The organism is Alteromonas sp. MTD1 (genome assembly GCF_042848195.1).
Lineage (GTDB): Bacteria > Pseudomonadota > Gammaproteobacteria > Enterobacterales > Alteromonadaceae > Alteromonas.
In genome coordinates this window covers 123,070-149,666 of record NZ_BTGG01000006.1, presented here as the reverse complement: position 1 = coordinate 149,666, position 26,597 = coordinate 123,070, and the positions used below count along the sequence as shown (strand labels likewise).

The window sequence follows — 26,597 nt, the reverse complement described above, 5'->3', positions numbered from 1 at the left end:
TTACACTTCGGAGTTGTCTTCTAACACATTTTGAAGCATCGACTCGCATGGGCTTTGGCAAATGGGTCGGCCTACAACCTTCGCTGGTACCCCGACAACCGTCACGTGGGCTGGCACATTATCTAATACTACACTTCCGGCACCTACTTTTGAGCCTTCGCCAATCTCTATGTTACCCAGTATCTTCGCACCCGCACCTATTAACACGCCCTGCCTAATTTTAGGATGGCGGTCGCCAGACTCATTACCGGTACCACCTAGCGTAACACTTTGTAGAATAGATACATTATCTTCGATCACTGCAGTCTCGCCCACCACAATGCCCGTAGCATGGTCAAACATAACGCCACTGCCGATTCGAGCAGCAGGGTGAATGTCTACGCCAAAACTTGCTGAATTGCGGCTTTGTAGGAAAAGCGCCAGTTGATGGCGGCCATGTACCCACAAATAGTGCGCCATACGATGCACTTGAACCGCGTGAAACCCTTTGAAATGAAGTAGCGGTGTAAGGAAGTCATTTACCGCGGCGTCACGGGCTTTAATGGCTAAAATATCGGCCATAGCCGCTTCGCTTATGCCCGGCTCTAGCAAGTATGCTTCATCGAACACTTCACGAATAGCCAATGCAGGCATAACGTCGTCTGCCATTTTGTTAGACAGTATAAAACTCAGCGACGACTCAAAGTTATGATGAGCAAGCACACTCGCGTGGACGTAGCTTGAAAGCAAAGGCTCGTTGTCTGCTACAACTTGCGCTTCTTGTTTCAACGTTGACCAAAAATCAATGGGCATAGCTTGTGCGGTCATGGGCATGTTCCAAAGTAAGTGTACTTAAGTTTGTCTTTTACTATTTAGTGCTTGATTTAGTGCATGTGCAGCTAGCTTCTTGTCGATTTTAATCCGTATCACTAGCCAGCAAGCATACGCTAAAGTGTACCTGAGAATAGTAAGCGGCAATACCGAAGTTGTACCTTTCGAGCTGATAATTCGATCAACTTATCGAATTGTTTCGTTATTACTTATTTCAATTTACGCGTTCTACCTAAGCGCTATGCCCGCACGGTCAAACCATGTATCAAAGACAGGCAATTGAAAACTGGACTGTATAAATTAACAGGCAGCTGGCATAATACTGGCCTCGCCGAAAAGCGTACATGCTGTAATGAAATTCAATATATAGGTGCCACACTATGGATGTATCTCGACTGCTAGACGAGCTAAACGATAAACAACGTGAAGCGGTAGCAGCGCCACTGCAAAACGCACTTGTTTTAGCCGGTGCAGGCAGCGGTAAAACCCGTGTTCTTGTTCATCGCATAGCGTGGCTAATGGAAGTAGAAAATATTGCACCATTTTCTATTTTAGCGGTAACGTTCACCAACAAGGCCGCAAAAGAAATGCGTGGCCGAATTGAATCATTGATGGGTCGCAGCCTTCACAATATGTGGATAGGTACTTTCCACGGTTTAGCACACCGTTTATTGCGTGCCCATCACGCCGAAGCTAACTTACCCGAAAACTTCCAAATTATTGATTCAGACGACCAATACCGCTTAATTCGCCGTATTTTAAAAGCCATGAATTTGGATGAAAAACATTGGGCGCCGCGACAAATCCAGTGGTATATCAACGGCAATAAAGACGAAGGGTTACGCCCTCAACACATTGAAACCCACGGCGATCATATTCAAAAAACCATGCGTGAAGTATATGCGGCCTATCAAGATGCTTGCGACCGCTCAGGTCTGGTAGACTTTGCCGAACTGTTACTTCGCGCTCATGAATTATGGGCGAAAAACCCAGAGGTACTTGCGCACTATCAACGCCGTTTCCGTGCAGTACTGGTGGACGAATTCCAAGACACCAACAACATTCAATACGCTTGGCTTCGCATGTTATGTAGCGGTGGCGACAACAACATTATGATTGTGGGTGACGACGATCAGTCTATTTACGGCTGGCGCGGTGCTAACGTAGACAACATTCAGCACTTTCTTAAAGACTTTAATGACCCTGCTACTATTCGCCTTGAACAAAACTACCGCTCGACAGGCAATATTCTTAAAGCCGCGAATACCGTTATCGACAATAACACTGGGCGTTTAGGCAAAGAGCTGTGGACCGAAGACGCACAGGGTGAGCTTATTTCAGTTTACGCAGGCTTTAATGAGCTTGATGAAGCGCGTTTTATTGTGTCTAAAATTAAAGATTGGCTGAATCAAGGCAATGCGTTAAGCGATACTGCTATCTTGTATCGTAACAACGCCCAGTCTCGAGTGCTGGAAGAAGCGCTGCTGCACGAAGGTTTAGCCTACCGTATTTATGGCGGCTTACGCTTCTTCGAGCGCCAAGAAATTAAAGACGCACTGGGCTATATGCGCATGGTTAGCCACCCACACGACGATGCCGCTTTTGAACGTGTTGTAAATACGCCTAGTAGAGGCATTGGTGAGAAAACCCTTTCTCAAGTGCGAGACACTGCACGTATGCACAACTGCTCTATGTGGCAGGCGTGTCAGCTGCTTATCAACGAAGGTGGGTTTAAGGGCCGTGCATTAAATGCAATGCAAAGCTTTGTGTTACTTATCACCGAACTAGAACAAGCAACCCTTGATGAACCTCTTGATCAGCAGGCAGATAAAGCCATTCGCCAGTCTGGCTTATACGCTATGTATCAGGCAGAGCGCGGTGAGAAGGCACAGGCGCGTCTAGAAAACTTAGAAGAACTGGTTACTGCATGTAAAACCTTTATCGTGCCTGAAGAAGCCGAAGAAATGACACCGCTTGCTGCGTTTTTGGCACACGCATCGTTGGAAGCTGGCGAGCAACAGGCCGACACTGACCAAGACGCTGTGCAAATGATGACTATTCACACCGCAAAAGGGCTCGAGTTCCCACTGGTGTTTTTAGCCGGTGTTGAAGAAGGCATGTTTCCAAGCCAAATGACCAACGATGAGCCAGGCAGAATGGAAGAAGAGCGCCGCCTTTGCTATGTTGGTATGACGCGTGCCATGCAAAAATTGTATATAACGTATGCAGAAAGTCGTAGATTGTACGGTCAAGATAAGTATCATACGGCATCGCGTTTTATTCGTGAGATGCCTGCGGATTGCGTTGAAGAAGTACGTTTAAAATCAACCATCTCACGCCCTGTTCATAACCGATTTAGCCAAGCAACATCGCACGCAAGCTTTGAAGAGACTGGATTTCAATTAGGCGAGCGCGTTGTACATCGCAAGTTCGGTGAAGGCATAGTTCTGAATTATGAAGGCAGCGGTGAACACGGACGTGTTCAAGTAAATTTTGATGAGTTCGGCAGTAAATGGCTAGTCCTTGCCTACGCTAAGCTGGAAAAAGCGTAAAACATAACGGCAGGGTAGCCCAAACCTAAGTTGGAATGTATGCAGCAACACGTGCTGATCATCGAAAATGGTGAAGGCAACCTTGAACTTATAGCAAAGCTGGTGCGTCGCGCCGGCTTAACACCTGTGGGCGCAACGTCGCTTACCGAAGGAAAGGCACGCTTTTCTCAAAATGTGCCTGAAACCTTTTTGTGCGCCATTGTTGCCTATTCGCTTCCTGATGCCCCTCACGGTCAAGCTATCGACTTTACTGCCAGTGCTTATATTCCTACCATCGCCACCACAGAAAACCTCGACAATGCCACCCGAGATAAAGTGCTAGAGCGTGATGTGGTTGATTATGTACCCAAAGAAAACTCACAAAACTATGACTACCTAAGCCGTCTTATTAGTCGTTTAGAAAAGAATAAATCGACAGGCGTTTTAGTAGTGAGCACCAATCGTGTGCTGCGCTCGCGTACCATTTCATTACTTCAACGACACAACTTTGTTGCTTTTGAATCACTTACTGCTAACGACGCTATGCAGCAGCTATCGGGGCATCAGAACATTCGTTTGGTGATTACCGATAACACGTTGCCCGATATGACAGGTACCAAGTTTGTTGCGTTTTTGCGTAAGTCTTTTTCAAAAGAGCAACTGGCCATTATGGGCGTAGCAGGTGGACAAGGTATGTTGATGTCTGCCCATTTCATCAAAAGTGGTGCTAACGACTTTTTACGCATTCCTTACTGCCATGAAGAATTTCTTTGCCGTGTTATGCAAAACGTTGAATATATTGAAAGCGTTGAAGAAATAAGACGCGTAGCTAATACCGACTATTTAACTGGGTTACCTAACCGTCGCCATTTCTTTTACACGGTTACCGTTCAGCACCAGTCCTTATCTGAAGATCATGCTCTCGCGCTAATCGATTTGGATTTTTTCAAATCGATAAACGACACCCACGGCCACGATGCGGGTGATATTGTGTTAAAAGCAATGGCAGCTCTTATCGAGTTTTATTTTCCCGACGAAATAATTTCGCGGTTTGGCGGCGAAGAGTTTTGTATCTATATGCCAAACACGCCTCTTGATGAAGCGTGTGAACGACTGGATGATTTTAGAAAAGTAGTTGAAGCCGAAGTTATCAAGCTACCAACAACCGACATAAAAGTAACGTGCAGTATTGGCGTGTGTGGCGCGCGCACTCAGCGTGTAGACAAACTGCTTAGCAGTGCAGACAAACAGCTATATGCGGCAAAAAATAACGGCCGAAACCAAGTAATGTGCGAACAGCCCGACACATCTAGTATCGAGCAAGCATCTTTACTTTAACTACGCTTACGCAGCAGCGCGCTTTAATTTACGCTGCTGACGGTAATTCACCAGGGAATCTGCGCTGAATAGCAGCAAAGCACACCATACAAAACCGAACGTTACCAAACGCGACTCCTCAAGTGGCTCGTTGTATAGGTAAACCGCAAGAATAAACATCAGCGAAGGGCCAATGTACTGAAAGAATCCTAGGGTTGAGTACATGATACGTCGTGCCGCTGCCGTAAAGCATAGCAATGGTGCTGTAGTCACAATTCCTGCAGCCAAAATAAACAGGTTTAGCGTTGTGTCGTTATTAAATAGGTTACTGTATTCTGAACCAAAGAATATCCAATACCCAATCGCTAAAGGCGACAGCATTAACGTTTCAATGAAAAGGCCGGGTAAAGAATCAACTGCAACTTGCTTGCGCAATAAACCGTAAACACTGAAACTACCTGCAAGCACAAGTGCAATCCAAGGAACTTGTCCGTAGGATATAACCAAAATAGCAACACCAACCACGGCTAGTCCAACCGCTACTCGTTGCAATGTGCGCAAGCGCTCACCTAAAAATAACCTACCCAAGAACACGTTTATAAGCGGGTTAATATAATAACCAAGACTGGCATCAAGAATATGATCGTTATTAATAGCCCATATAAACAGTAACCAGTTCGCACCTAGCAGCAAGCCGGCTACAAACAAAATCTGCATCACGCGTTTATTTTTGAACGCTGCCATCACTTTCGGCCACTGCTTTAAACCTGCAATTAAACCCACCAGCAATATCACCGACCAAATAACGCGGTGCATTAGAATTTCCGCAGCCGGAAGTACCATTAGCTGTTTAAAGTAAACTGGTGCAACGCCCCACATACTGTAGGCGGCAATAGCGCAGATAACACCAACTTGGGCAGCGTTTGCTTGCTTAGACAAGGAAGACTCCGAATATGCTAGGGGGAGAAAGGCGCGTATTGTTTATCACGGTAGGTGATTTAACAACCTTTTTTACTTTCCGATGCGGCAAAAGCAATAAGATAGAGGATGTAAGGGCGTGTTTAGTTAATCGTGTTCTTACAAATGTGATATTGCGCTTCTTAAAAATGAAAAAAGGCAGCTCTATAGCACACTGAGCTGCCCTTTAAACATATTTACAGTAAGAAAAGTGTGCCTAATCCTAAGAACGCAACGAAACCAACAATATCAGTAACCGTTGTTAGAATTACCGAGCCTGAAAGCGCTGGGTCTATTTTCAATTTATCCAAAATTACCGGCACAAACACGCCAGCTAATGCAGCCGCTACGATGTTAAATAAAATTGCCAGACAAATTACCACGCCAAGCATAACGTCGGTAAACCAGAAGTACGCCACTATGCCAATAACCAGGGCCCAAATAACGCCGTTTACGCCACCCACTTTTAACTCTTTTACCATTAGCGCCCGCAAGTTTGCAGGGGTTACCTGCCCTAGCGCCAATCCTCGCACAATAAGCGTTAGTGTTTGGCTACCGGCAATGCCTCCCATACTCGCTACTACTGGCATCAACACTGCAAGTGCCACAACTTGTTGAAGCGTACCTTCAAAAAGCCCTATAAACCACGACGCTAAAAACGCGGTTAACAAGTTAATGCCTAACCACAAGGCTCTGTTTTTGGCACTTTTAGCCACTGGCGAGAATAAATCTTCGTCTTCATCCATACCCGCCGACGCCATCACTTGGCGTTCATAGAATTCGTTTACCAATTCGCTTGCCGAAGTAACATCCAAACGGCCCAGTAACTTATTGTTTTCATCGACTACGGGTAACGAAGCAAGGCCCGAACGTTGCACCAATAACGAAGCATTAGTGGCGTCGTCTTCACCTTGAATAGTGGTAACATTTTCTTCAGATAAATCGAACAACGACACATGGTCTTGCGCGGTGAATAAATGATTTATCTTGACCAAAGCAGAAAACTGTCCAGAGCGATTTACCAAAAATATGCTGTCGCAGTGCTGCGGTATATCACGACGTAGCAAACGAAGACCTTCACGCACTTTGGCGTTTGAAGGCAGTACCAGTTGCTCGTGATTAACCCAGTGACCTATTTGATTGTCAGAAAATTGGGTTGCCTCTCTAAAATACTTTCGCTCTTTTGAGTCAAGTGACTCATAGGCCATATCAACGAGGCGCTTCGGTAAAGAGTCTAAAAGCTCCAATAAATCCTCGGCGTCGATGTCTGCAAAGATAGAGGCCCATTCATTATGCGGTGTATTGTCGATAAGAATTTCACGCGGGTCGCTACGCATTTCAACCAGCACATCTAATTTGCGGTCACGGGGAATTCCTTCCCATACAGCAAGACGCTTTTCAACAGGTAAAGATTCAAGTAACGACGCAATATTTACGTCATCTTGCCCACTGAGCGTGGCTAATAGTGTGGCCGGATCGTCACCCATACTCTCGGTAACAATCTCTTCAATTAAATCTGGTAATGGTTCAGCCACGCTGTACCTCCTGTAAAAACACTGACTTCAACTCATGCTTATAGGTGAGTATTTTCCCATATTACAAACACCTACGATATGGTTATTTACCCCAGCACATAAGTACCGGTGCCAAACGCGGTGCGATCACCGCTCTTCTTATATCGTATTACTCTCCAACCACAATTTTGCTGGCGTTCCGACTGGCTTTATCAATTAACCGAACAAAATTCATCCACTCGCTTTGAAAATAGCCGTGTCACACCCTTATCGCATAAATTTACGCTGAATTTTAGTCTAGTTTTTGCATTTGCCCGTGAAGCTCACAAGAAAAAAGCGTAAAATCTCACGCATGACATCTGCTTTTGCCGACAACATTTCAGAACCATTATCTGATACCAAACCCACACCCGAACGTGTATTAAAAGACGTGTTTGGTTATGGTGCATTTCGTGATGGTCAAGACGAAGTTATTCACCATGTTTGTGACGGTGGTGATGCACTTGTGTTATTGCCAACAGGTGGCGGCAAGTCGCTGTGTTATCAAATTCCAGCGTTGGTACGTGAAGGCACGGCGGTTGTGGTATCCCCGCTTATTTCTTTAATGCAGGATCAAGTGGAACAGCTTAAAGCGTTAGGCGTTAAAGCCGCGTATTTGAACTCTACGCTTGAACCGGAAGATCAAGCACGTATAAACGACGACCTTCAGTCTGGCAAGCTCGACCTTTTGTATGTGTCGCCAGAACGGCTAATGCAATACTATTTTCAGCAAGCACTTAGCCATGCCAACATATGTTTGTTTGCTATTGATGAAGCACACTGCGTATCGCACTGGGGCCACGACTTCAGGCAAGACTATCGCGCGCTGGGGCAAATTAAGTCTCGTTTTCCTAACATACCTGTTATTGGGTTAACTGCCACAGCCGACACCGCCACTCAGGCAGATATTCTTACTCAGCTTAATTTAACCGAGCCTCTTGTATACAAAGGCAGTTTCGACCGCCCAAACATACGCTATCGCGTTATGAGTAAATACAAGGCCTTCGATCAGGTTGTCGACTACGCTAAACAGCAGGACGGTAGCGGTATTATTTACTGTAATAGCCGAGCAAAAGTAGACGACCTATTTGCCAAACTCTGTCGCCAAGGTTTCCGCTGTGCAGCTTATCATGCAGGCATGGACTCTGATGAACGCGAATTAGTTCAGCGACAATTCTTAAACGACAAAGTCGATATTGTAGTGGCGACTGTTGCGTTTGGTATGGGCATTAATAAATCGAACGTGCGCTATGTGGTACATCACGATGTGCCAAGAAGCGTTGAAAGCTACTATCAAGAAACCGGAAGAGCGGGACGAGACGGACTAGAATCAGAAGCGCTACTGCTATTTGATGAGAAAGACGCAGCGCGCGTAAAGCAGTGGATTGAGCAAGGCGAAATTGCCGAACGCAATCATATTGAGCTACAAAAATTTGCGGCTATGGAGGCTTTTTCAGAAGCACAAACCTGCCGCAGACAAGTTCTATTAAATTACTTTTCTGAATTTAGCGATAGCGCCTGTGGTAACTGCGATATTTGCCTAGACCCACCTAAAATGGTTGATGGGTTAGTGATAGCGCAAAAAGTACTGTCTTGTATTCTGCGCCTTTCACAGCAGGCTTCCAGCCAATACGTTATTGACGTATTACGTGGCAAACAGCTGCGAAAACTTCAAGAAGTTGGCCATCATCAGCTTTCAACTTATGGTATTGGCAAAGACAAGTCTGACAGCTACTGGGCCAATATTATCAATCAGCTGGTACACAAAGGGCTTATTCGCGTTGATATTACGGCGCATGCCGCATTGCGATTGACCGAAGCGGCTCGCCCGGTACTTAAGGGTGATGTGGCGGTTCAACTAGCCGTACCGCGCCTAGAATTTAAGCCCGATAAGAAGAAAGCCAAGCATGCGCCCGCTAATTACGACAGAACCCTATTTACGCGCCTAAAGCATTTACGCAAAGTATTGGCAGAGGAAAACGAGGTGCCACCGTACGTGGTATTCAGCGATGCCACACTGGTAGATATGGCATGCAAACTACCCACAACCAAGAACACCATGCTAGATGTGAGCGGTGTTGGGCAAACTAAACTAGAACGTTATGGCGAAGCGTTTATTCAGCTTATTAGCGACTACATAAGCCGCGACGACTAGGCGGTTACCTGTCGTCGCTCACAGTGCACTAATTATACTATTTCACGTTTTACCATTTCACGCTTGCAGTACTTCACAGCGCTATGCGTAAGCGTATTCCCCACCTTTTTCAAGCGCTGCTTTGTAAGCCTCTCGTGCGTGAACACGCTTTACATAGCTTTGAATGGCGGCGAAGTCTTTGGCGCGACCGCTAGCTACTAACGATTCTAGTGGGAAAATCATTTGCACATCAGCGCCCGTTGGTGCGTCGCCAGCAAACCAGTCGTTTTTAGATAGATAAGATTCAACATAGCGCAGGCTTTGCGCTAAATTAGGGCCGTAATAGGCATTTAAAATACCATCTACCAGTTTGTTGGTAATAGGTTTAATAAAGAAAGGTTTCGACCCTTTTTGACGCGCTTTTTCTAATACCAAGTTTGCCACTAATGGCGGCATGAGTGAGCCTTCAGCGAAATGCAGCCAAAACCAATATTGCTGTAAGGCTTCTGGTTCGGTAGGCGTTTTAAAATGCGAGTCACTATGATTGTGAATGAGATATTCAATAATAGCTCCCGACTCAGCAATGGCACCATTTGGTGTGCTAAGTACTGGTGAGCGCCCTAATGGATGTACAGCTCGAAGCGAATCAGGCGCCAAATTGGTAACACTATCCCTCTGATAACGTTCAATTTTATATTCAACTCCAAGCTCTTCAAGCAGCCACAATATTCGCTGTGAACGTGAATTATTTAAATGATGTAGTGTTAGCATATCCCTTCCCTCAAAACGCTTTATTAACGCTGTTGTTATTGTGTTGTAATATATACAGCAATTAATGGATGCTGGTTTAATTCCTAAGCTTCAATGTATTGCTTTTTTTAAATGCACTCTTTCATGCACTTCATTACTAAGGATCTTTGATGACAATAACCCATAACTATGCAGATTCGTTGTCATCATTAGGTCAGGTTATAACACCCACACCATTAAAAGAAATGCAGCTTGCATTTTTTAACGCGTCGCTTGCCCAAGAAATTGGCCTAGATAAGCATATTGATAGCTCAGAAACGCTGCTTCCGTGGCTTTTATCTCCTGTTACCCCCTTTACAAAAAAGGCATTTGCACAAAAGTATGGTGGCCACCAATTTGGTCAATGGAACCCAGAATTAGGAGACGGACGAGGGCTGTTGTTATGTGAGGTTGCCAATAGCCACGGAGAAACGACCGACCTACACCTAAAGGGCGCAGGCCCAACACCCTACTCTCGTCATGCTGATGGTCGTGCCGTGTTACGTTCAACGTTACGGGAATACATTGGCAGCGAAGCTCTGCATTACTTAGGTATTCCATCAAGCCGTTCACTGGCCATGTTTACAAGTGGCGAAACCGTTTACAGAGAACAACCTGAAATGGGTGCGATGATGATCCGCACCGCACCAAGCCACCTTCGATTCGGCCATTTCGAGTATTTCTATCACGCTCGTCAAACAGACAGACTTGATGCGTTATTTGATTTCGCATTTACACACCATTTTCAACAGTGTAAAAGTGCCTATAATCCACATAAAGCAATGTTAAAAGCCATTGTATTACGAACCGCAAGAATGATTGCTTTGTGGCAAACCCACGGATTTGTTCACGGTGTAATGAATACCGACAACATGTCTATTCATGGAATAACCTTCGACTACGGCCCTTATGCATTTATCGATAACTACAAAGCCAATGCGGTATTTAACCACTCTGACTACAGCGGCAGATACGCGTTTAACCAGCAACCTGGTATTGCACTTTGGAACTTAAATGCGCTTGCCCACGCCTTCTCGCCATTTGTGAGTATTGAGGAAATCAAAGAAACCCTTTCGCTATTTGAAACAACGTTTATAAGCCAATACCAAAAGGCAATGACAGAAAGAATGGGCTTACCGGCTACACAGGAAGGCGTTGGCTTAATGCAAGGGTTTATCGCAATGATAGAAGACGAGCAGCAAGACTACACGCTGTCGTTTAGACGACTTGCACTGTCGCTTTCACAACAAACCCAATCGCAGCTACCAATTCGCGACTTTTTTGTAAATAGAGAGAAATTTGATAGCTGGTATACGGCATACCAAGGGGCTGTAGTAAACCGTGATACGCTTGCTTTTAACCCGTCTTTTATTCCAAGAACGCATATTTTGCAGCAAGCAATTGAGCGTGCAGAAAACGGCGACTTAACCCTTGCACAGCAGGTGCTTAAAGCTTCGTCTACACCGTATAACGCACAATGGGACAACGACGATATTGCAATGCCTCCTAAGAATTCAAACCAGGTCAGCTTATCATGCAGCAGTTAACAAGAAGCACTGTGCTAAACAGCATGCGTGTTGGACAAACAAGTATTGAAATTATGCAGCCACTCCCTTCAACACCGCTAAAAACTCAGCAGTGGGTAGATACTTTCAAACAACTATTTTCGTTAGATGCGAGTGAGTCAGACTGGGGGGCAGACCGTTTTCAAGTGGTGCTTTCAAGCACATCAAGCGAACCTTTCTTGCAATGCGTGTTATGCATTGAATGGCTGTGTGAATCTATATGGTTAGAGCCTATTGGCACTCAACAAGATACCGCTGCACTTATGCGTTACTTTCATAATGTTGATGAGTAAAAATGAAACAAAACTGTTTTTATAACGTGATGTGGATTAGTATTATTTCATAGAAAACACACGTTTAAGTGCGAAGGTTGCCATGAATCTGCTTCCTAAACCGCTATTAATTTCCCTTGTAGCTTTGCTATTTAGCTACGTGTGTTCTTGTACATCTGCGAATGCTAACGGGCAGCTTGAGGTAAACGAATCTTTTTCGCGCGAGATTATTAATCAACACGCGTCCATCACCGTAGCACCAAATGCTGCAACCTATTTTGATGTACTGAAAGGCAGTCATGCCGTTGACGTATCGTCAAGCAACAATAGGCTATGGCTTACCACAGTACTTAACCACGAAGGCTACAGCGAAGTACCTTTGGTGTTGAACATTGACCGCCTTAACGTAGACGACCTACAAATTTATTTGCTTGATAGCAGTCAGCGTATTATTAAGTCTTACCGTTATCGGGCGGGTATAGGCGATTATTCATTAAAACAACCATTACCCAACATTAGGTTGTCGTTTTCACTTCAGCCGCAACAAGATGCCAAGCTGCTTATTGGTATTAAAGATCAAGGGCTACAGCATTTCCCTATTGCGTTATGGAACCGTGACTTACTAAGGCAACACGACATCCATTTACTCACATTGCTAGGGGCGGTGTCGGGTGTGATGGCAGTGCTTACGTTCTACTTTTTCTTCTCTTATTTGTACCAACGCATACCTACACGCTTTTGGTTAACTATGTCGTCGCTCACTATTGTGGCACTGCTATTTATCACGCAAGGCGGGTTAGCGATGTGGCAGTCTATTACTAACACCAGCGAATGGGCATACGCCGCATGTTTTGGTTTGTTATTGTTATGCCTTGCAAAAGTAACACACCATTTATTTTCACCACTGCCACTACTATTACGGCTAGCAAACTATGCAGCGCCTATCGCCGCTGTTGCTTATTGTTTCATGCTAGATGCCTACGCCGTTACTCTTATACTGCTAGTACTTACCGCCGCGATGGGTGTTTATCAGGTCACCCTTTCATTAATGTTTTACAAAAATGCCAGCATAACGGTAAGCCGCACTTATAATGTGGCGTGGCTTTCTTTTTTTGTTTTTTACGCGCTAGTATCGCAAAACCTGTTTGGCAACCTTCTCTACACCATTGACGTAGCGGTAGGCATGCTGTTTTTCCTTACCATGGGCTTCATGTGTTTTGGCTTTGCCGTTATTACAAAAGAGCGAACGCTTAATCAGCAACGACTATCTAAACAAGCAGAAACCATCACCAACCTTAATCACTTCTACGACTTATTCAGAAATTCTGCAGAAGGTCACTATACGTCTACGTGGAACGGCAAACTCATTTCAGTGAATCCAGCCATGTGCAAAGTGTTTGGTTTTAAGGACGAGAATAGTATGTTGTCGGAAGGCGCCAGCACTAAGGTCTTTTACGCCAACCCAGAAGACAGAAACGTGCTGCTTGGTGAACTTTCTCAACAAGGTCATGTTACAGGTAAGGAAATACGCGGCAAACGACAAGACGGCAGCGAATTTTGGTTTTCACTGTCGTGCCAGTCAAGAGAGAGTGATGAAGGGCAATATCTGTATGGTTCTATTATTGATATTACAGAGAAAAAGCAGTCTGACTTGAGCTTGCAATATCTCGCATCTCACGACTCATTAACCGGCGTGTACAACCGCAGGCAATTTGAAAGTGAATTCAAAGATAAAATAGCGCAAGAGCCCGATGTTCCGATGTGCTTGTTGTTCCTCGATCTCGACCGATTTAAAGTTGTTAACGACACCTGCGGCCATAAAGCGGGTGACGTGCTAATTAAAGATATTGCTCGATTAATAGAAAACACCGTTAGCAGCAACACACTGGTGGCACGCTTAGGTGGCGACGAGTTTGGCATCATATATTTTGGTGAAGATGATGACTGTGTTTATGTAAATGCAGTAAAAATACTTAATGCCGTTCAAGCATATCGGTTTATGTGGGACAACCGCATTTTCAACCTAGGCGTAAGTATTGGTATGGTGGTGTGCGATGACAGCACGGTTAACCCAGGTCAGTATTTAAGTATGGCCGATGCGGCATGTTATTTTGCTAAAGAACAAGGGCGAAATCAGGTTCATCGTTATAATAAAAATGATGAAAGCATGCAGCGATACCAACGAGAGTTAGACTGGGTTTCATCGATTAACAATGCACTAGAAGAAGGTCGCTTCGAGCTTTACTACCAGTCGCTTAGACCATTAAGGCAAGCTAACGAGGGTCACTACTACGAAATTCTGCTGCGCTTAAGAGAAACCAACGGCAACATTGTGGAACCCGCTAACTTTCTTCCTACGGCCGAACGATTTGAAATGAACGTGAAGGTAGATAAGTGGGTAATCACCAATACGTTTACATGGCTTGCGGAAAACCCTGAGCACCTAGAACAGCTTAAACGCTGTAGTATTAACTTGAACTGCCATTCTTTAGCAGACCGAGACTTCACGTTATTTGTGTTAAACGCGTTTGAAACCTACAACATTCCTTATCATAAAATATGTTTCGAAGTTATTGAGTCTGTCGCCATAATAAAAATGGAAGACACGCTTAGCTTTATGCGCACGTTCAATCGTCTAGGCTGTACTTTTGCACTTGACGACTTTGGCAGTGGCTTTTCATCTTATAGCTACCTAAAAAGCTTACCCGTAAGCCAGGTAAAAATAGACGGTATGTTTATAAAAGACATGCTAAACGATAGTGTAGATACCGCCATGGTAGCGTCGATTAATGACGTTGCCAAAGCCATGGGCATGCAAACCGTTGGAGAGTTTGTTGAAAGCGACGCCATAATGATAGAGCTAGGCAAAATAGGCATAGACTTTGCCCAAGGTTTTGGCGTAGCTAAGCCCGCTCCACTTAAAGATTTCACGCCTCTGTAACTTTCAACGCGCCCATGAGCGCGCTAAATAACGATAAAACGCGTATAATGTAGAAAACCCGATATGTTAAGCCCCAAAGTTGGCGATAACTGTCTTGCAAAAAACAAAGTTATCCCCACTTACTGCTTACTGTCCAAAGTGTAGAAGTAACATGAGTAGCAAACAGCCTAAATACGAATTCGTCAGTTCAGCAAAATTGCCCACACGAATGGGTGATTTTAAAATTCACGGCTTTGTGGAAGCCAGTGGCCAAGAGCACGTTGCACTTTCCTATGGTAATTGGAAAGAAGACGATGTTGTGCCAATTCGAATTCATTCAGAGTGTTTAACCGGCGACTCACTGTTTAGCACCCGCTGCGATTGCGGCTTTCAACTTGAAAAAGCGATGCAGAATATCGTTGATAAAGGGCATGGCGTTTTGCTTTACCTTCGCCAAGAAGGCAGAGGCATTGGCCTTTTAAATAAAATACGTGCCTACAACTTACAAGACAGCGGTATGGATACCGTAGAAGCCAATGAGCACCTTGGTTTCGACGCAGACTTAAGAAGCTACGACATTTGTAAGTTGATGCTAGACACGCTTAACGTAAAGCACGTAGAACTAATGACCAATAACCCTAAGAAGCTAGGCGCATTGAAGGCGTTGGGCATAGACGTAGTGGCTAGAAAGCCTATAGATCATGGCATTACCAAAGACAATAAACACTATTTAAAAACAAAAACTGAGAAGCTAGGGCACGCATTCGACCCACACGTTTTTAAATAGTAAGTAGCCCGCTCATAACTACAATTTAAAAAGCCCGCATTTGAAAACACGTTCAATTGCGGGCTTTTTATTCAGGTTAGGTTAATGCAAGGTTGTTTATAACATATACAGACTTACCACGTTGCCATCGTAATTTCTTAGTGAAGTTGCAGAGCAATGTAAGGAGACTGTATGAAAAACATAACCTTATCAGTACTTTTAGCGCTTTCAGGCACAGCCTCGTTGCCTGCGCTCGCGCAAACCGAGCCATTACTCAGTGGTGCCGACATGTCTGTTGTTTCAAGTGAACAGCAGTTTTCAGACGCTGAGCTAGACAGCATGCTTGCGCCAATCGCGCTATATCCCGACACGCTACTGTCACATATTCTTATTGCTGCTACCTATCCGCTTGACGTGGTTGCTGCCGACCGCTGGCGTCAGAGCAATCAGCATTTGACGCCCGAGCAAGTGGAAAATGTATTAGAGAGCGTAACTTGGGACCCAAGCGTAAAAGCACTAGCGCCCTTTACCGACTTACTCAATACCATGGCTAGCGACCTTGAGTGGTTGCAGCAGTTAGGCGATAGTGTATTGATTAGCGAAGCACGCGTATTAGACCGCGTTCAGGTACTTCGACAGCATGCACATAATACAGGTAACCTTGTCACCAACGATTACATTGAAGTTGAACGAGAGCGTGAGCGTGAACGAGAGATAATCTACATTGCCCCCCGCCAGCGTGAGGTTGTGTATGTACCGTTCTACAATCCACACGTTGTGTATGGTAATTGGTGGCATGCCACATCACCTATTTACTGGCACCATCGCGTAAGCTATCACCATCACCATAATGTGTTTTGGGCGCCTCGCGTTCGTTTGTCGAGTTTCTTCTACTTTGGCGGTCTTCACTGGCATAACCGCTATGTGGTGGTGCATAGACAGCCGGTTCGCCACTTTTATCACGGCAGCCCGCGTAAACGTGCTGTAAGCAATGGCTATCAACGCTGGCAACATCGAAGTGAACATCGACGAGCACGCTATTCTTCACGGGTTGTTCATCATGCACCGGCGCGTTACACCAAGCACGCGCAAAGTAAAAGCAGACATTCTTCGGTAGTACGCACAACTACGTCGCCAAGAAACCACCTTGCCGTAACGAAGCGAGAGATAAGTGCCAACACATCGCGCGCTTTACAAGCCAACAGACTTTCTGGAAAGAAAGAGGCCGCGGTAAACGTACATCGCGACAAATTGCGCAACACTACGCCGCGTAAGCATAAGCTAGAGACCACTGCGCAGCTGAAGCAAACAAAGCAAAGTCGGTTATCACCGTCACGAGAAGCAACGCTTCAAAAGCTTAAGCAAAGTAGATCCGAACGGCTGTCGCCCGTTTCAGCAAAAACTGCGAAAACACAGCGCATTACCAGCGCCAAGTCTGAGCGATTAGCAAGAGTGGATAACAGTTTTAGAACTCAGCGACAGACTAGCACCGTGCCTGCTAGGCAATCAAAAGCGGTGAAAACCTATAACGAACGACGAGCTCCTCAGCAACTAAAAACGCAGCGCGAAAGTAGCAAAGTGAGTCGACAAATAAGTAACAAGGTGAGCAGAAACGTAGCAAGCCCTAGCAAAGCGCCACAGCGAAGCGTTATACAGAGTAAGCGCTCGGTGTCGTCTAAACAAATGGTAAGACATTAACCCTTCAGGCTTTTAGCCTTTGCCCCAACGGAGAATCTGCGCTGTTGGGGCCTTTTTATTTTTGTGCAACCTCATGATACGCCAACAAGGCGTTTACAAAACGTTCAGGCGAAGCATCATCTAAGTTAAAGTACAGCGAAGGTTCAATAAGCTCCAACTCCATTATTGCCCATTCGTTACTTTGTTTAATCAGGTCCACCCTGGCATATAACGCGGGTAGCGGCATAGCATTTAACGCTTGAGTCGCTATTTCTTGTTGGGCGGCATCAGCGTTTATCAAAAACAAACTACCGCCATGCTCTTCCTGCACTCTAAAATCACCACGCTGGGGCACTTTTTTTATGGAATGGCTTAACTGCCCACCGAAATAAAATAACGAGTATTCCCCCTCTTCCACAACGCTCGTTAGGAATGGTTGAATCATAAAACGTCGAGATGCAAACACGCGCGCAAGAGTATTTAATTGCGCTGCCCAGCCCTGTTTAGATAGCTTAAAAGTATCGTCTGCATTGGCACTTAATACAGGCTTTACCACAATGGTATCGGTCGCAAAATGGGCGAAGGCGTCTTCTATTACGCTTGAGTCAAAGGCGTCACACCACAGTGTATCTACAATGTTTACACCTTTATTGTATAGGTCTTTCAAATAGAACTTTTCAATGTTCCATTGCATTAAACGAAGTGGATTTAATAATTTAGCCTTCGACGCATCAATGGCCTTAAGACATGAAAGGAATTCGTCTGCGTGCTGCTGATAGTCCCACGTGCTGCGCACAATGACATAATCAAAACGGGACCAGTTTTCTGATGCACAGTGCCAGGAAACCGTTTCTACCCCCCAGCCCTGCTTGTTGAAATACGGAATCAACAGTTCGTCATACACGAAAAAGTCTTCAAGATTGTCGGTCGATAACAATGCAATGTTTGGCATGCCTCTAGTTCCTTACCCGATTTTTCATATTTAACGTTTTGTTGTTTATTTTTCTACATGCAACAGGAAACAAAAAACACTTCTTGATGTTTTTTTAAACCAAAGTTAATTGGTCTTAAATCACTCGGTTACGTAAAACTTTGGAAGTTAGCACACCTTAAATTTATAACCTACAATTACATCAGAATATTGGTCGGAGAATAGCATGCAGTACCCTTGGCTTCAGGAAGGTCATAAAATATTTCGCGTTGTTATAGTGGCACAGCTTATTATGGCAGTGGCCATAGGTATATTTACTGGTGAGCTATTGCCTGCGTTTGTGTTTGGTATTCCTATTGCTGCCGTCCCCTTATTTTTAAGCTTTCAAGACCCATACTCTGCCATAAGCCGTCATGCTATGGCCATTGGCGCACAGCTACTTACGGCACTGCATATACATCAGTCTTTCGGTTTAATCGAAATGCATTTCGAGATATTCGTGCTGCTGGCATTTTTATCTTACTTTCGTGATTGGAAAGTGGTAGCTACCGGCACTGGTGTGGTAGCTGTGCATCACATTAGCTTTTTCTTTCTGCAATCAGGCGGCGCACCGCTATTTATTTTCGAAGAAGGCCACGTAACTTTCCCGCTTCTACTGATGCATGCTGCTTTTGCAGTGTCTGAAGGGGGCGTTCTAATGTATATGGCCAAGCAAGCGCATCAAGAAGGCGCAGGTGCAGCCGAACTTCGCTTAGCGATAGACAGTATGCAGCTAGACGATGGAAAACTTGACCTTACCGTTGAGATAGATAAGAAAAACAGAGTGGTAAGGCCATTCGCTGAGCTTATCGAACAGGTAAAGGATCTTGTAGAACTGGCATCTTCGCTTACTGATGACGTAGTTCGTGGGTGCGGCAAAATGGAAATCTCAGCCAATGAAATGTTTGAAATAACACATAAAACTGACCAAGAAATTGCGATGGTTTCAACGTCTTCAGAAGAAATCGCCCAAACCATGCAGCTGTCGTCAGAACAAACCGCTGTGGCTAGCGACAAAGCGTCTGCGGCAGAGTCTTCATCTCAAGCAACGCGTGAGTCAATTTCAAGTTCAAGCCGCACGGTCGATTCATTACGTAAAACCTTAAATGACGCGGCTAAAACCAACTCTGCGCTTAATGAACAATGCGCGCATATCTCAGAGGCCATGCGTTCTATTACAGCAGTAGCGGAACAAACAAACTTGCTCGCACTTAACGCTGCTATTGAGTCTGCGAGAGCGGGCGAGCACGGTAGAGGCTTTGCTGTGGTTGCTGACGAAGTGCGAACGCTAGCTATTCGTTCAAAAGAAAGTGCCGACCAAATTACCAGTATTACCGAACAGCTTGTTGCCCAAACTGCAAGTTCAGTAGAACAAATGCAAAGGTGTATACAGCTGGTTGATGAGGCTGTGCTATCTAGTGAGACCGCTTCAAATTCTATGACACAAATTATGAGCTTGATTCGTGATGCAAGCCAAAGTATGACTGAAATTGCCTCGTCGGCGATGGAGCAAAAAACCGCATCATCATCCATTGCACAAAGCACTGCGCGACTCAGCGAATTTACTTCTGAAGAAGTAGCAACGGCGAAGTCATTAGCGTCGGAAGTTGAAATTCTTACTAAAGTGTCGCGTAAAATGCGTGGTGCTATTGAACGCTTTAAGCTTTAAGCTTTAAGCTTTAAGCTTTAAGCTTGCAACATCATGCGACAAGCCATTCACTGGGCTCTGCTTATAGGATGGGCTGTTTCAATGCTTGTGGCGCTGCTTCTTCATGGGCAGCGCCAGCTTTCTGAATTCGATCCGGATGGTGTTTTGCTGCACGCTTCAACATCACCGAACTTCGACAGTAATTTTGTTGCTTTTTTGAAGGAACAAAACGTAGAAGCAGGTAGCATTGTACATATTGGTACTGCCTCAAACTGCTATTGCAATAGCCTCACCAAACCACATCAGACACAGCTGCTCAATCGCTTTGAAAACGAGCAATATCAGCTTACTTCAATAAATATTGAGTCGGCGGCCATGCTCAAAAAAATGCTTAGCTCGGTGCCTGCACTCGTGATTGTTGATAAAGACTATCAACTTAGATATGTAGGCCCTTATGCCACAGGCTACGGCTGTTTCACAGGCAAAGATATGGTGGATCAGGTTGTTACGTATACCAAACAAACTCCGTATCAAGGAGCCGTAATTAATGCTGATGCACAAGGCTGCTTTTGCCAGATTTAACAACAAAGTGGAGTTAAACAGTAATTCACTCAGAGTGGTGTTGGCTCATACCCTTAATATGCGCCACCACGCTTCGTCCTAGTGCACTTAAGTCATAACCGCCTTCAAGCATACTTACTATACGTCCACTACAGCATTCATCGGCTATCGCCCGCAAATGCTGACTTATCCAAAAATAGTCATCTTCAACCAGTCGCAAATGTGCCATTGGATCTTCGGCGTGAGCATCGAACCCCGCTGATACCAAAATAAGCTCTGGTTTAAAGTTTCTAATCGCATCGAACCAATGCTGCACTTTATTTCTAAACACGTCACCGGTGGTGCCAGCTTCAAGCGGTACAGACAGTATGTTACTGGCGAGCACTGGCGAGCCGGTATGTGGATAAAATGGATGCTGAAAACTGCTTAGCAGCATAATACGCTGATCGCCTGCAACAATGCTTTCGGTACCGTTACCGTGGTGCACGTCAAAATCGACAATGGCGACACGCTTTAGCTCGTAATGCTGCAACGCGTAGCGCGCCGCTATAACAATGTTATTAAAAAAACAAAACCCCATGGCGCTATCATAAGTGGCATGGTGCCCAGGCGGCCGTGTAGCACAAAATGCTTGTCTGTCTTCGCCGCTCATTACCCAGTCTACGGCTTCACACCCTGCTCCCGCCGACTCTAGCGCCGCGGTAAGACTGTGTCGCATAAGACCAGTATCTTCATCAAGCCATGCAATATTTTGCTTTTCACCTGCATACAAAGTTTGCGCTTTATCACCAAAGTTAGCTTGTGCAGCACGTTCAAACACACTTTTTATATAGTTTGGGTCGTGGGCTAGCTGCAAATGCGCTTCAGCAATAGGCTTTGCATCAGCGTGCTCGCACACCATATCTAAACCTGAAGCCAATAGCTGATCATCAATCGCAAATAGCCTGTCTGGTGATTCAGGGTGCGCGTTACCTAGGTCGTGCTTGGTGCCGTGTAATCCGCGGTAAATCTTTACTGTCATGCTAGCGACGCCACATCTAGAACCAACTCAACATCACTGGGGTCACCGGTGAATCTTCGTTTAAATTGCGCTTGCTCGAATATCGCTATCATAGGCTTGTTGTCGCCCCGTACATACGCCATCATTTTGCTTATCTTTCGCGCCTTTGCCACATTGATTAGCTCGTTTAAAAGACGACTTGCCATACCCTTTCCTTGCTGAGTTTCCCGTGTAACAAACGCCGCTTCACAAGTGTTATCTGACGGGTTGTAATAAAAACGCCCTACCGCGTGAATGGTAATGCGCGACCCTTCCTGGCGAACAATGCAAAGTGCTGCATCGGTGCTTTGATCTACCGACACTAAATTACACGATTTTTCTCGCGACATTTGCTTAGGGTCGTAGTTATAACGCAATCTTAGCGTTTCTTTGGTGTGTGAATAGAAGAACTCTTGCAAACGTCGCTCGTCTGCCGGGTTTAGCGGCCGCATGTAAAATATTTCGCCCTGAATATCGAGTTTTTTAAGCTGTATAGCTCCTAACTCAGCAATATCTGTAGGGTATTTTTCTTGGTAGTGCGGCACCCAATAATGCTGTCGTACTTCTTCTAAAAGCGCTGCTCTAAACTTCGGATGTGCAACACGTATGAGTTCTAGCGCACGCTCTCGAATACTCTTTCCTTTCAACGACGCAATACCGTATTCAGTTACTACGTACTGTACGTTGCCGCGTGAGGTCACCACGCCTGCACCTTCACTAATACGTGGCGTAATGCGCGAAACACTTTCACCTTTTGCGGTAGACGGCAGTGCAATAATGGCTTTGCCACCTTTGCTGATAGACGCGCCAGTGACGAAATCTACTTGCCCACCAATACCACTGTAAAAGTCGTACCCCAATGAATCGGCCACAACCTGTCCAGTTAAATCAACTTCTAACGCACTGTTTATGGCCACCATATTGTCATTTTTAGCAATATTGGTTGGCTTATTCACATAGCTACTGGGGTAAAATTCAATATGAGGGTTGTTGTCGATAAGGTCGTATAACTTACGGGTGCCAATGGCGAAACTGGTTACCACTTTTCCTGGGTGGAAGGTTTTCTTCTTATTAGTCACCGCCCCCGATGCAAGAAGTTCTATTATGCTGTCGGTAAGCATCTCGCTATGAATGCCTAGGTCTTTGTGATTACACAAATACTTTAATGTGGCACTGGGAATTTTACCTATACCAAACTGCAAAGTAGCACCGTCATCCACCAGCATTGACACATACTGCCCAATTCGTTCAGCAACCGAGTCGATAGGTGGCGGCGCAACTTCCACTAAGGGTTCTTCTGCTTCAATACAGGCATCAATTTCGCTTATATGAATGTAGGAATGGCCTGCCGTACGCGGTATTTGCTTGTTTATTTGCGCAATCACTTTCTTACTTTGTCGCAGCGCCGACATGGCAATGTCTACCGCTGCGCCTAATGAACAATAACCAAATTCGTCAGGCGGACTCACATTCACAAGAGCCGCATCAAGAGGAAGGGTTCCGTCGCTAAACAAACTGGAAATTTCAGATAAAAACACAGGGGTGTAATCGGCACGCCCCTCATCAACAGCTTGACGCATAGCCTTGCCACCAATGAAGAATGTATTGGCTTTGAACAAGTTCTTGTATTTGTCTTGCACCCAGCGCGTATCGCCTAATGCAAGCATGTGCACCAACTCTATATCGCTAAAGCCTTCGCTATTATCAATAAGGTGCTGAATTAATGCGTAAGGTACTGAGGCATTGCCGCCAACAAAAACACGGCAACCCGATTTAATTAACGAAGGCCAATGTGGTGCTTGCGGTAGTTCAAATGCCATACCTTTTACCCTTTCTCGTTAAACCCTGTGTGTCATGGTTTTTATCGCTAGGACATAATGCCATAGCCAAACGCTAAGCGGGAGAGCGTAAACCATTACTTGGTCTACGCTTTTGGTCTTAAATAGGGGTAAAGAAGTGTTTACTTTACACTTGATAAGCTGCCTACGTATTTTCCTTTCCGTGAAACAGTTTTTCTACCATTACATAGAACATGGGTACAAAGAAAATGGCCAAGAAAGTGGCCGCAAACATGCCGCCCATTACCGCTATACCAATAGCATTTTGACTTGCTGCGCCAGCACCGCTTGCCAACGCTAATGGCGTTACCCCTAAAATAAATGCCATTGATGTCATTAGGATAGGGCGAAAACGTTGAGACGCGGCGTTAGACACCGCAGTCATTAAGTCTACACCGTTCTCAAACTGCTCTTTGGCAAATTCCACAATAAGAATAGCGTTTTTCGCTGCCAAACCCACCGTGGTTAGAAATGCCACCTGCAAGTAAACATCGTTAGGCAGGCTAAACATAAATGCAGCAGTTACCGAGCCAAGAATACCTAGCGGCACTACTAACATTACAGCAAAAGGTACCGACCAGCTTTCATACAAAGCAGCCAGGCATAAAAATACTACCAATATTGAAATGGCATACAGCATTGGCGCCTGCGAACCCGCTTGTTGTTCTTCAAATGACAGTCCCGACCATTCAACCGCAAAACCCGGTGGTAGTTGCGCTACCAGCTTTTGCATTTCGGCCATAGCTTCACCTGATGACACACCTTGCGCTGCACTACCTTGGATGTTCACAGACGATACGCCGTTAAAACGCTCTAACTTCGGTGAGCCATAAACCCACTGAGTAGTGGCAAAAGTGCTAAAGGCAACCATTTCGCCGTCGCTGTTTCGAACAAACCACTTATCTAAATCTTCCGGCGTCATTCTGTGCGGCGCGTCTGCCTGCATATACACGCGCTTAATTCGCCCTTTATCAATAAAGTCGTTCACGTAGCTTGAGCCCCACGCAATCTGCAGTGCGCTATTTATCTCACTTAAATTAAGCCCAAGTGCCGACGCTTTTTCGCTGTCGATATTTATTTTAAACTGCGGTACATCACTGAGTCCGTTTGGACGCACACCTGCCAGTTTAGGGTTTTGCGCTGCCATACCCAACAGCTGGTTACGGGCATTCATTAGCGCTTCATGGCCGTTGCCTGCGCGGTCAACTAGCTGCATGTCAAAGCCAGTGGCATTTCCTAATTCCATTATGGGTGGCGGTACAATAGGAAAGGCAGATGCATCTTGTATTTGTGAGAAAGCGCCGAAAGCACGCCCTACCACAGCAAAAGCAGAATTGCTTTCGTCTCGCACGCTCCAGTCGTTAAAGTTTAGAAACGCCATACCCGCATTTTGCGCCTGTCCAGCAAAGCTAAAACCCACTACCGCAAACATGCCATTAACGGCGTCTTGCTCTTTATCTAAAATGTAGTTTTCTACTTCTTTTAGCGACTCTAACGTACGACCTGCAGTAGCTCCCGGTGGCGTGCTAACCAGCACCATCATTCTGCCTTGATCTTCGTCGGGCAAAAACGCTCCCGGCAGCTGATTGAAAATAAATACCATTCCGCCAACTAACAGACCATAAACAACAAAATAGCGCTTAGCGCGTTTCGCCATATGTGTAGTAGTAGCTTGATAGCGGTCGCGCCCTTTGTTGAAGTTTCGATTAAACCAGCCAAAGAAGCCTTTGTTTTTGTCGTGATCTTCAGGGTGCTTTTTCAACAGGGTCGCGCACAGCGAAGGCGAGAGCACAATAGCAACTAAAACGGAAAAACCCATGGCAGACACAATGGTAATAGAGAACTGGCGATAAATAGCGCCAGCAGAGCCGCTGAAAAACGCCATTGGTATAAACACGGTAGACAATACCGCGGCAATTCCCACCAAGGCACCCGTAATTTGGGTCATCGATTTTTTAGTGGCTTCGGCGGGTGATAACCCCTCTTCTTCCATAATGCGCTCAACGTTTTCAACCACCACAATGGCGTCGTCAACCAACAAGCCAATAGCCAACACCATGGCAAACATGGTTAAAACATTAATACTAAAACCAAAGGCCAGCAGCACGGCAAAGGTACCTAGCAGTACAACAGGCACGGCTATGGTAGGAATTAGCGTTGCCCGCCAGTTCTGTAAAAACAGTAACATCACTAGAAATACAAGCACTACCGCTTCAATCAGCGTATGCACCACCGACTCGATAGACAGTTCGATAAACGGCGAACTGTCTAGTGGATATACTATTTTTACGCTGTCGGGAAGGTTAGCGCGAAGCTCTTCAACACGGGCTTTTACCGCTTCTATGGTATCTAGTGCGTTTGCGCCCGATGCCAAACTAACTGCCATACCAGACGCTGGGTTTCTGTCGTATCGAACAATTACATCGTAACTTTCGGCCCCAAGCTCTACGCGAGCCACATCGCGCACACGAACCTGTGAACCGTCGGTGTTCACACGCAGCACAATTTTTTCAAAGTCTTCTGTTGTTTGCAGGCGGCTTTGCGCCTGAATAGTGGCGTTAATTTGCTGGTTCTCGATAGACGGCATACCGCCTAACTGACCTGCAGATACGTCGGTATTTTGCACCTGCACCGCAGCTTGAACATCGTTTGGCGTTAGGTTGTAGCTATACAGCTTATCTGGGTCTAGCCAAATACGCATCGAACGTTGCGCACCAAAAACGCGTACATTGCCCACGCCGTTAACGCGCGAAATAGGGTCGCGAAATTGCGATATCAGCATGTCGCTTAAATCGTATTGCGTCATGCTGTCGTCTTCTGAATAAAACCCAATAACTAACGCAAACGCACTATTTGATTTGGTGACCGTTACACCCTGTTGCTGCACTTGATTGGGTAACAGCGGCAGTGCACCTTGTACTTTGTTTTGGGTTTGAACTTGCGCGATATCTGGGTCGGTGCCGGGCTCAAAGGTTAGGTTAATGGACATACGGCTATTCGAGCTGCTGGCCGAAAAATAACGTAGGTTGTCGATGCCCGATAAATTTTGCTCGATAACTTGAGTAACCGAGTTTTCCACTGTTTCCGCTGAAGCGCCCGGGTAAGTAGCACTAATGCTAACAGTAGGAGGAGCAACCTTAGGGTATTGCTCAATGGGCAACGTGTAGATAGCCAGCACACCAGCCATCATGGTAATTATTGCCAATACCCAAGCAAATACAGGCCTGTCGATAAAAAAGCGCGCCATAAT

The 26,597-nt window shown here is 45.5% G+C and carries 18 protein-coding genes; 10 read left to right on the top strand and 8 right to left on the bottom strand.

The genetic code is table 11. The features are described 5' to 3' along the window. Nucleotides 1-807 carry a serine O-acetyltransferase gene (gene cysE, locus ACGHAV_RS09715; protein WP_390379695.1) on the bottom strand — a complete coding sequence of 269 codons (807 nt, stop codon included), beginning with the start codon at nucleotides 805-807 and terminating at the stop codon, nucleotides 1-3. Between the two features lie 383 nt (nucleotides 808-1,190). Between cysE and uvrD the strand changes: the two genes are divergently transcribed. Together uvrD and ACGHAV_RS09705 are read left to right on the top strand one after the other, a co-directional pair. Continuing rightward, nucleotides 1,191-3,362, top strand: coding sequence for a DNA helicase II (uvrD, locus tag ACGHAV_RS09710; protein ID WP_390379692.1), 2,172 nt, complete (start codon nucleotides 1,191-1,193; stop codon nucleotides 3,360-3,362). A gap of 39 nt (nucleotides 3,363-3,401) precedes the next feature. Beyond that, the gene (locus ACGHAV_RS09705) at nucleotides 3,402-4,679 is read left to right on the top strand and encodes a diguanylate cyclase (protein WP_390379689.1); all 1,278 of its coding nucleotides are present in this window, start codon (nucleotides 3,402-3,404) and stop codon (nucleotides 4,677-4,679) included. A gap of 6 nt (nucleotides 4,680-4,685) precedes the next feature. Here ACGHAV_RS09705 and rarD read toward each other — a convergent pair whose 3' ends face one another. Together rarD and mgtE are read right to left on the bottom strand one after the other, a co-directional pair. Further along, on the bottom strand, nucleotides 4,686-5,597 hold the full coding sequence (rarD, locus tag ACGHAV_RS09700; protein WP_390379686.1) for an EamA family transporter RarD: 912 nt from the start codon (nucleotides 5,595-5,597) through the stop codon (nucleotides 4,686-4,688). A 215-nt stretch (nucleotides 5,598-5,812) separates the two neighbouring features. Continuing rightward, nucleotides 5,813-7,150: a magnesium transporter gene (gene mgtE, locus ACGHAV_RS09695; RefSeq protein WP_334014552.1), complete on the bottom strand. Its 1,338-nt coding sequence runs from the start codon at nucleotides 7,148-7,150 to the stop codon at nucleotides 5,813-5,815. Nucleotides 7,151-7,481: 331 nt separating this feature from the next. On the opposite strand from mgtE, the gene recQ reads away from it, so the two are divergent. Continuing rightward, a complete protein-coding gene (gene recQ / locus ACGHAV_RS09690; protein WP_390379683.1) occupies nucleotides 7,482-9,323 on the top strand; it encodes a DNA helicase RecQ in 1,842 nt (613 codons plus the stop codon). Between the two features lie 81 nt (nucleotides 9,324-9,404). On the opposite strand, the gene ACGHAV_RS09685 is transcribed toward recQ, so the two are convergent. Beyond that, nucleotides 9,405-10,073 (bottom strand): glutathione S-transferase, encoded by a 669-nt coding sequence (locus tag ACGHAV_RS09685; RefSeq protein WP_390379680.1) that lies wholly within the window; start codon nucleotides 10,071-10,073, stop codon nucleotides 9,405-9,407. A gap of 149 nt (nucleotides 10,074-10,222) precedes the next feature. Here ACGHAV_RS09685 and ACGHAV_RS09680 point away from each other — a divergent pair, with 149 nt between their 5' ends. The 5 genes from ACGHAV_RS09680 to ACGHAV_RS09660 all read left to right on the top strand — a co-directional run bounded on the left by ACGHAV_RS09680 (nucleotide 10,223) and on the right by ACGHAV_RS09660 (nucleotide 17,312). Beyond that, complete coding sequence (locus ACGHAV_RS09680; RefSeq protein ID WP_390379677.1) at nucleotides 10,223-11,638, top strand: YdiU family protein; 1,416 nt, start codon at nucleotides 10,223-10,225, stop codon at nucleotides 11,636-11,638. Then, a complete protein-coding gene (locus tag ACGHAV_RS09675) occupies nucleotides 11,626-11,949 on the top strand; it encodes a hypothetical protein (RefSeq protein WP_390379674.1) in 324 nt (107 codons plus the stop codon). The genes ACGHAV_RS09680 and ACGHAV_RS09675 overlap by 13 nt, the downstream gene beginning before the upstream one ends. Nucleotides 11,950-12,031: 82 nt before the next feature. Beyond that, the gene (locus tag ACGHAV_RS09670) at nucleotides 12,032-14,869 is read left to right on the top strand and encodes an EAL domain-containing protein (protein WP_390379671.1); all 2,838 of its coding nucleotides are present in this window, start codon (nucleotides 12,032-12,034) and stop codon (nucleotides 14,867-14,869) included. 151 nt (nucleotides 14,870-15,020) lie between these two features. Continuing rightward, nucleotides 15,021-15,635: a GTP cyclohydrolase II gene (gene ribA / locus ACGHAV_RS09665; RefSeq protein ID WP_334014558.1), complete on the top strand. Its 615-nt coding sequence runs from the start codon at nucleotides 15,021-15,023 to the stop codon at nucleotides 15,633-15,635. A gap of 171 nt (nucleotides 15,636-15,806) precedes the next feature. Further along, nucleotides 15,807-17,312, top strand: coding sequence for a DUF3300 domain-containing protein (locus ACGHAV_RS09660; RefSeq protein ID WP_390379668.1), 1,506 nt, complete (start codon nucleotides 15,807-15,809; stop codon nucleotides 17,310-17,312). A gap of 55 nt (nucleotides 17,313-17,367) precedes the next feature. On the opposite strand, the gene ACGHAV_RS09655 is transcribed toward ACGHAV_RS09660, so the two are convergent. Then, on the bottom strand, nucleotides 17,368-18,243 hold the full coding sequence (locus ACGHAV_RS09655; protein WP_390379665.1) for a RimK family alpha-L-glutamate ligase: 876 nt from the start codon (nucleotides 18,241-18,243) through the stop codon (nucleotides 17,368-17,370). 205 nt (nucleotides 18,244-18,448) lie between these two features. Between ACGHAV_RS09655 and ACGHAV_RS09650 the strand changes: the two genes are divergently transcribed. Continuing rightward, nucleotides 18,449-19,930 (top strand): methyl-accepting chemotaxis protein, encoded by a 1,482-nt coding sequence (locus ACGHAV_RS09650; protein WP_390379662.1) that lies wholly within the window; start codon nucleotides 18,449-18,451, stop codon nucleotides 19,928-19,930. Nucleotides 19,931-19,963: 33 nt separating this feature from the next. Then, the gene (locus tag ACGHAV_RS09645; RefSeq protein WP_390379660.1) at nucleotides 19,964-20,491 is read left to right on the top strand and encodes a DUF6436 domain-containing protein; all 528 of its coding nucleotides are present in this window, start codon (nucleotides 19,964-19,966) and stop codon (nucleotides 20,489-20,491) included. A 25-nt stretch (nucleotides 20,492-20,516) separates the two neighbouring features. Here ACGHAV_RS09645 and ACGHAV_RS09640 read toward each other — a convergent pair whose 3' ends face one another. From ACGHAV_RS09640 to ACGHAV_RS09630, 3 genes are all read right to left on the bottom strand, one after another. Beyond that, on the bottom strand, nucleotides 20,517-21,491 hold the full coding sequence (locus ACGHAV_RS09640) for a histone deacetylase family protein (protein WP_390379657.1): 975 nt from the start codon (nucleotides 21,489-21,491) through the stop codon (nucleotides 20,517-20,519). Then, the gene (locus ACGHAV_RS09635; RefSeq protein WP_390379654.1) at nucleotides 21,488-23,329 is read right to left on the bottom strand and encodes a GNAT family N-acetyltransferase; all 1,842 of its coding nucleotides are present in this window, start codon (nucleotides 23,327-23,329) and stop codon (nucleotides 21,488-21,490) included. The genes ACGHAV_RS09640 and ACGHAV_RS09635 overlap by 4 nt, the downstream gene beginning before the upstream one ends. A gap of 163 nt (nucleotides 23,330-23,492) precedes the next feature. Further along, the gene (locus ACGHAV_RS09630; RefSeq protein ID WP_390379999.1) at nucleotides 23,493-26,594 is read right to left on the bottom strand and encodes an efflux RND transporter permease subunit; all 3,102 of its coding nucleotides are present in this window, start codon (nucleotides 26,592-26,594) and stop codon (nucleotides 23,493-23,495) included. Between the last annotated feature and the right edge of the window lie 3 nt (nucleotides 26,595-26,597).

Coding starts and splice junctions, on each gene's coding strand:
- ACGHAV_RS09670 (WP_390379671.1), top strand. CDS start 12,032: ATGAATCTGCTTCCTAAACCGCTATTAATTTCCCTTGTAGCTTTGCTA.
- ACGHAV_RS09680 (WP_390379677.1), top strand. CDS start 10,223: ATGACAATAACCCATAACTATGCAGATTCGTTGTCATCATTAGGTCAG.
- uvrD (WP_390379692.1), top strand. CDS start 1,191: ATGGATGTATCTCGACTGCTAGACGAGCTAAACGATAAACAACGTGAA.
- ACGHAV_RS09705 (WP_390379689.1), top strand. CDS start 3,402: ATGCAGCAACACGTGCTGATCATCGAAAATGGTGAAGGCAACCTTGAA.
- ribA (WP_334014558.1), top strand. CDS start 15,021: ATGAGTAGCAAACAGCCTAAATACGAATTCGTCAGTTCAGCAAAATTG.
- ACGHAV_RS09675 (WP_390379674.1), top strand. CDS start 11,626: ATGCAGCAGTTAACAAGAAGCACTGTGCTAAACAGCATGCGTGTTGGA.
- cysE (WP_390379695.1), bottom strand. CDS start 807: ATGACCGCACAAGCTATGCCCATTGATTTTTGGTCAACGTTGAAACAA.
- ACGHAV_RS09640 (WP_390379657.1), bottom strand. CDS start 21,491: ATGACAGTAAAGATTTACCGCGGATTACACGGCACCAAGCACGACCTA.
- ACGHAV_RS09650 (WP_390379662.1), top strand. CDS start 18,449: ATGCAGTACCCTTGGCTTCAGGAAGGTCATAAAATATTTCGCGTTGTT.
- ACGHAV_RS09660 (WP_390379668.1), top strand. CDS start 15,807: ATGAAAAACATAACCTTATCAGTACTTTTAGCGCTTTCAGGCACAGCC.
- ACGHAV_RS09645 (WP_390379660.1), top strand. CDS start 19,964: ATGCGACAAGCCATTCACTGGGCTCTGCTTATAGGATGGGCTGTTTCA.
- ACGHAV_RS09685 (WP_390379680.1), bottom strand. CDS start 10,073: ATGCTAACACTACATCATTTAAATAATTCACGTTCACAGCGAATATTG.
- ACGHAV_RS09635 (WP_390379654.1), bottom strand. CDS start 23,329: ATGGCATTTGAACTACCGCAAGCACCACATTGGCCTTCGTTAATTAAA.
- ACGHAV_RS09630 (WP_390379999.1), bottom strand. CDS start 26,594: ATGGCGCGCTTTTTTATCGACAGGCCTGTATTTGCTTGGGTATTGGCA.
- recQ (WP_390379683.1), top strand. CDS start 7,482: ATGACATCTGCTTTTGCCGACAACATTTCAGAACCATTATCTGATACC.
- ACGHAV_RS09655 (WP_390379665.1), bottom strand. CDS start 18,243: ATGCCAAACATTGCATTGTTATCGACCGACAATCTTGAAGACTTTTTC.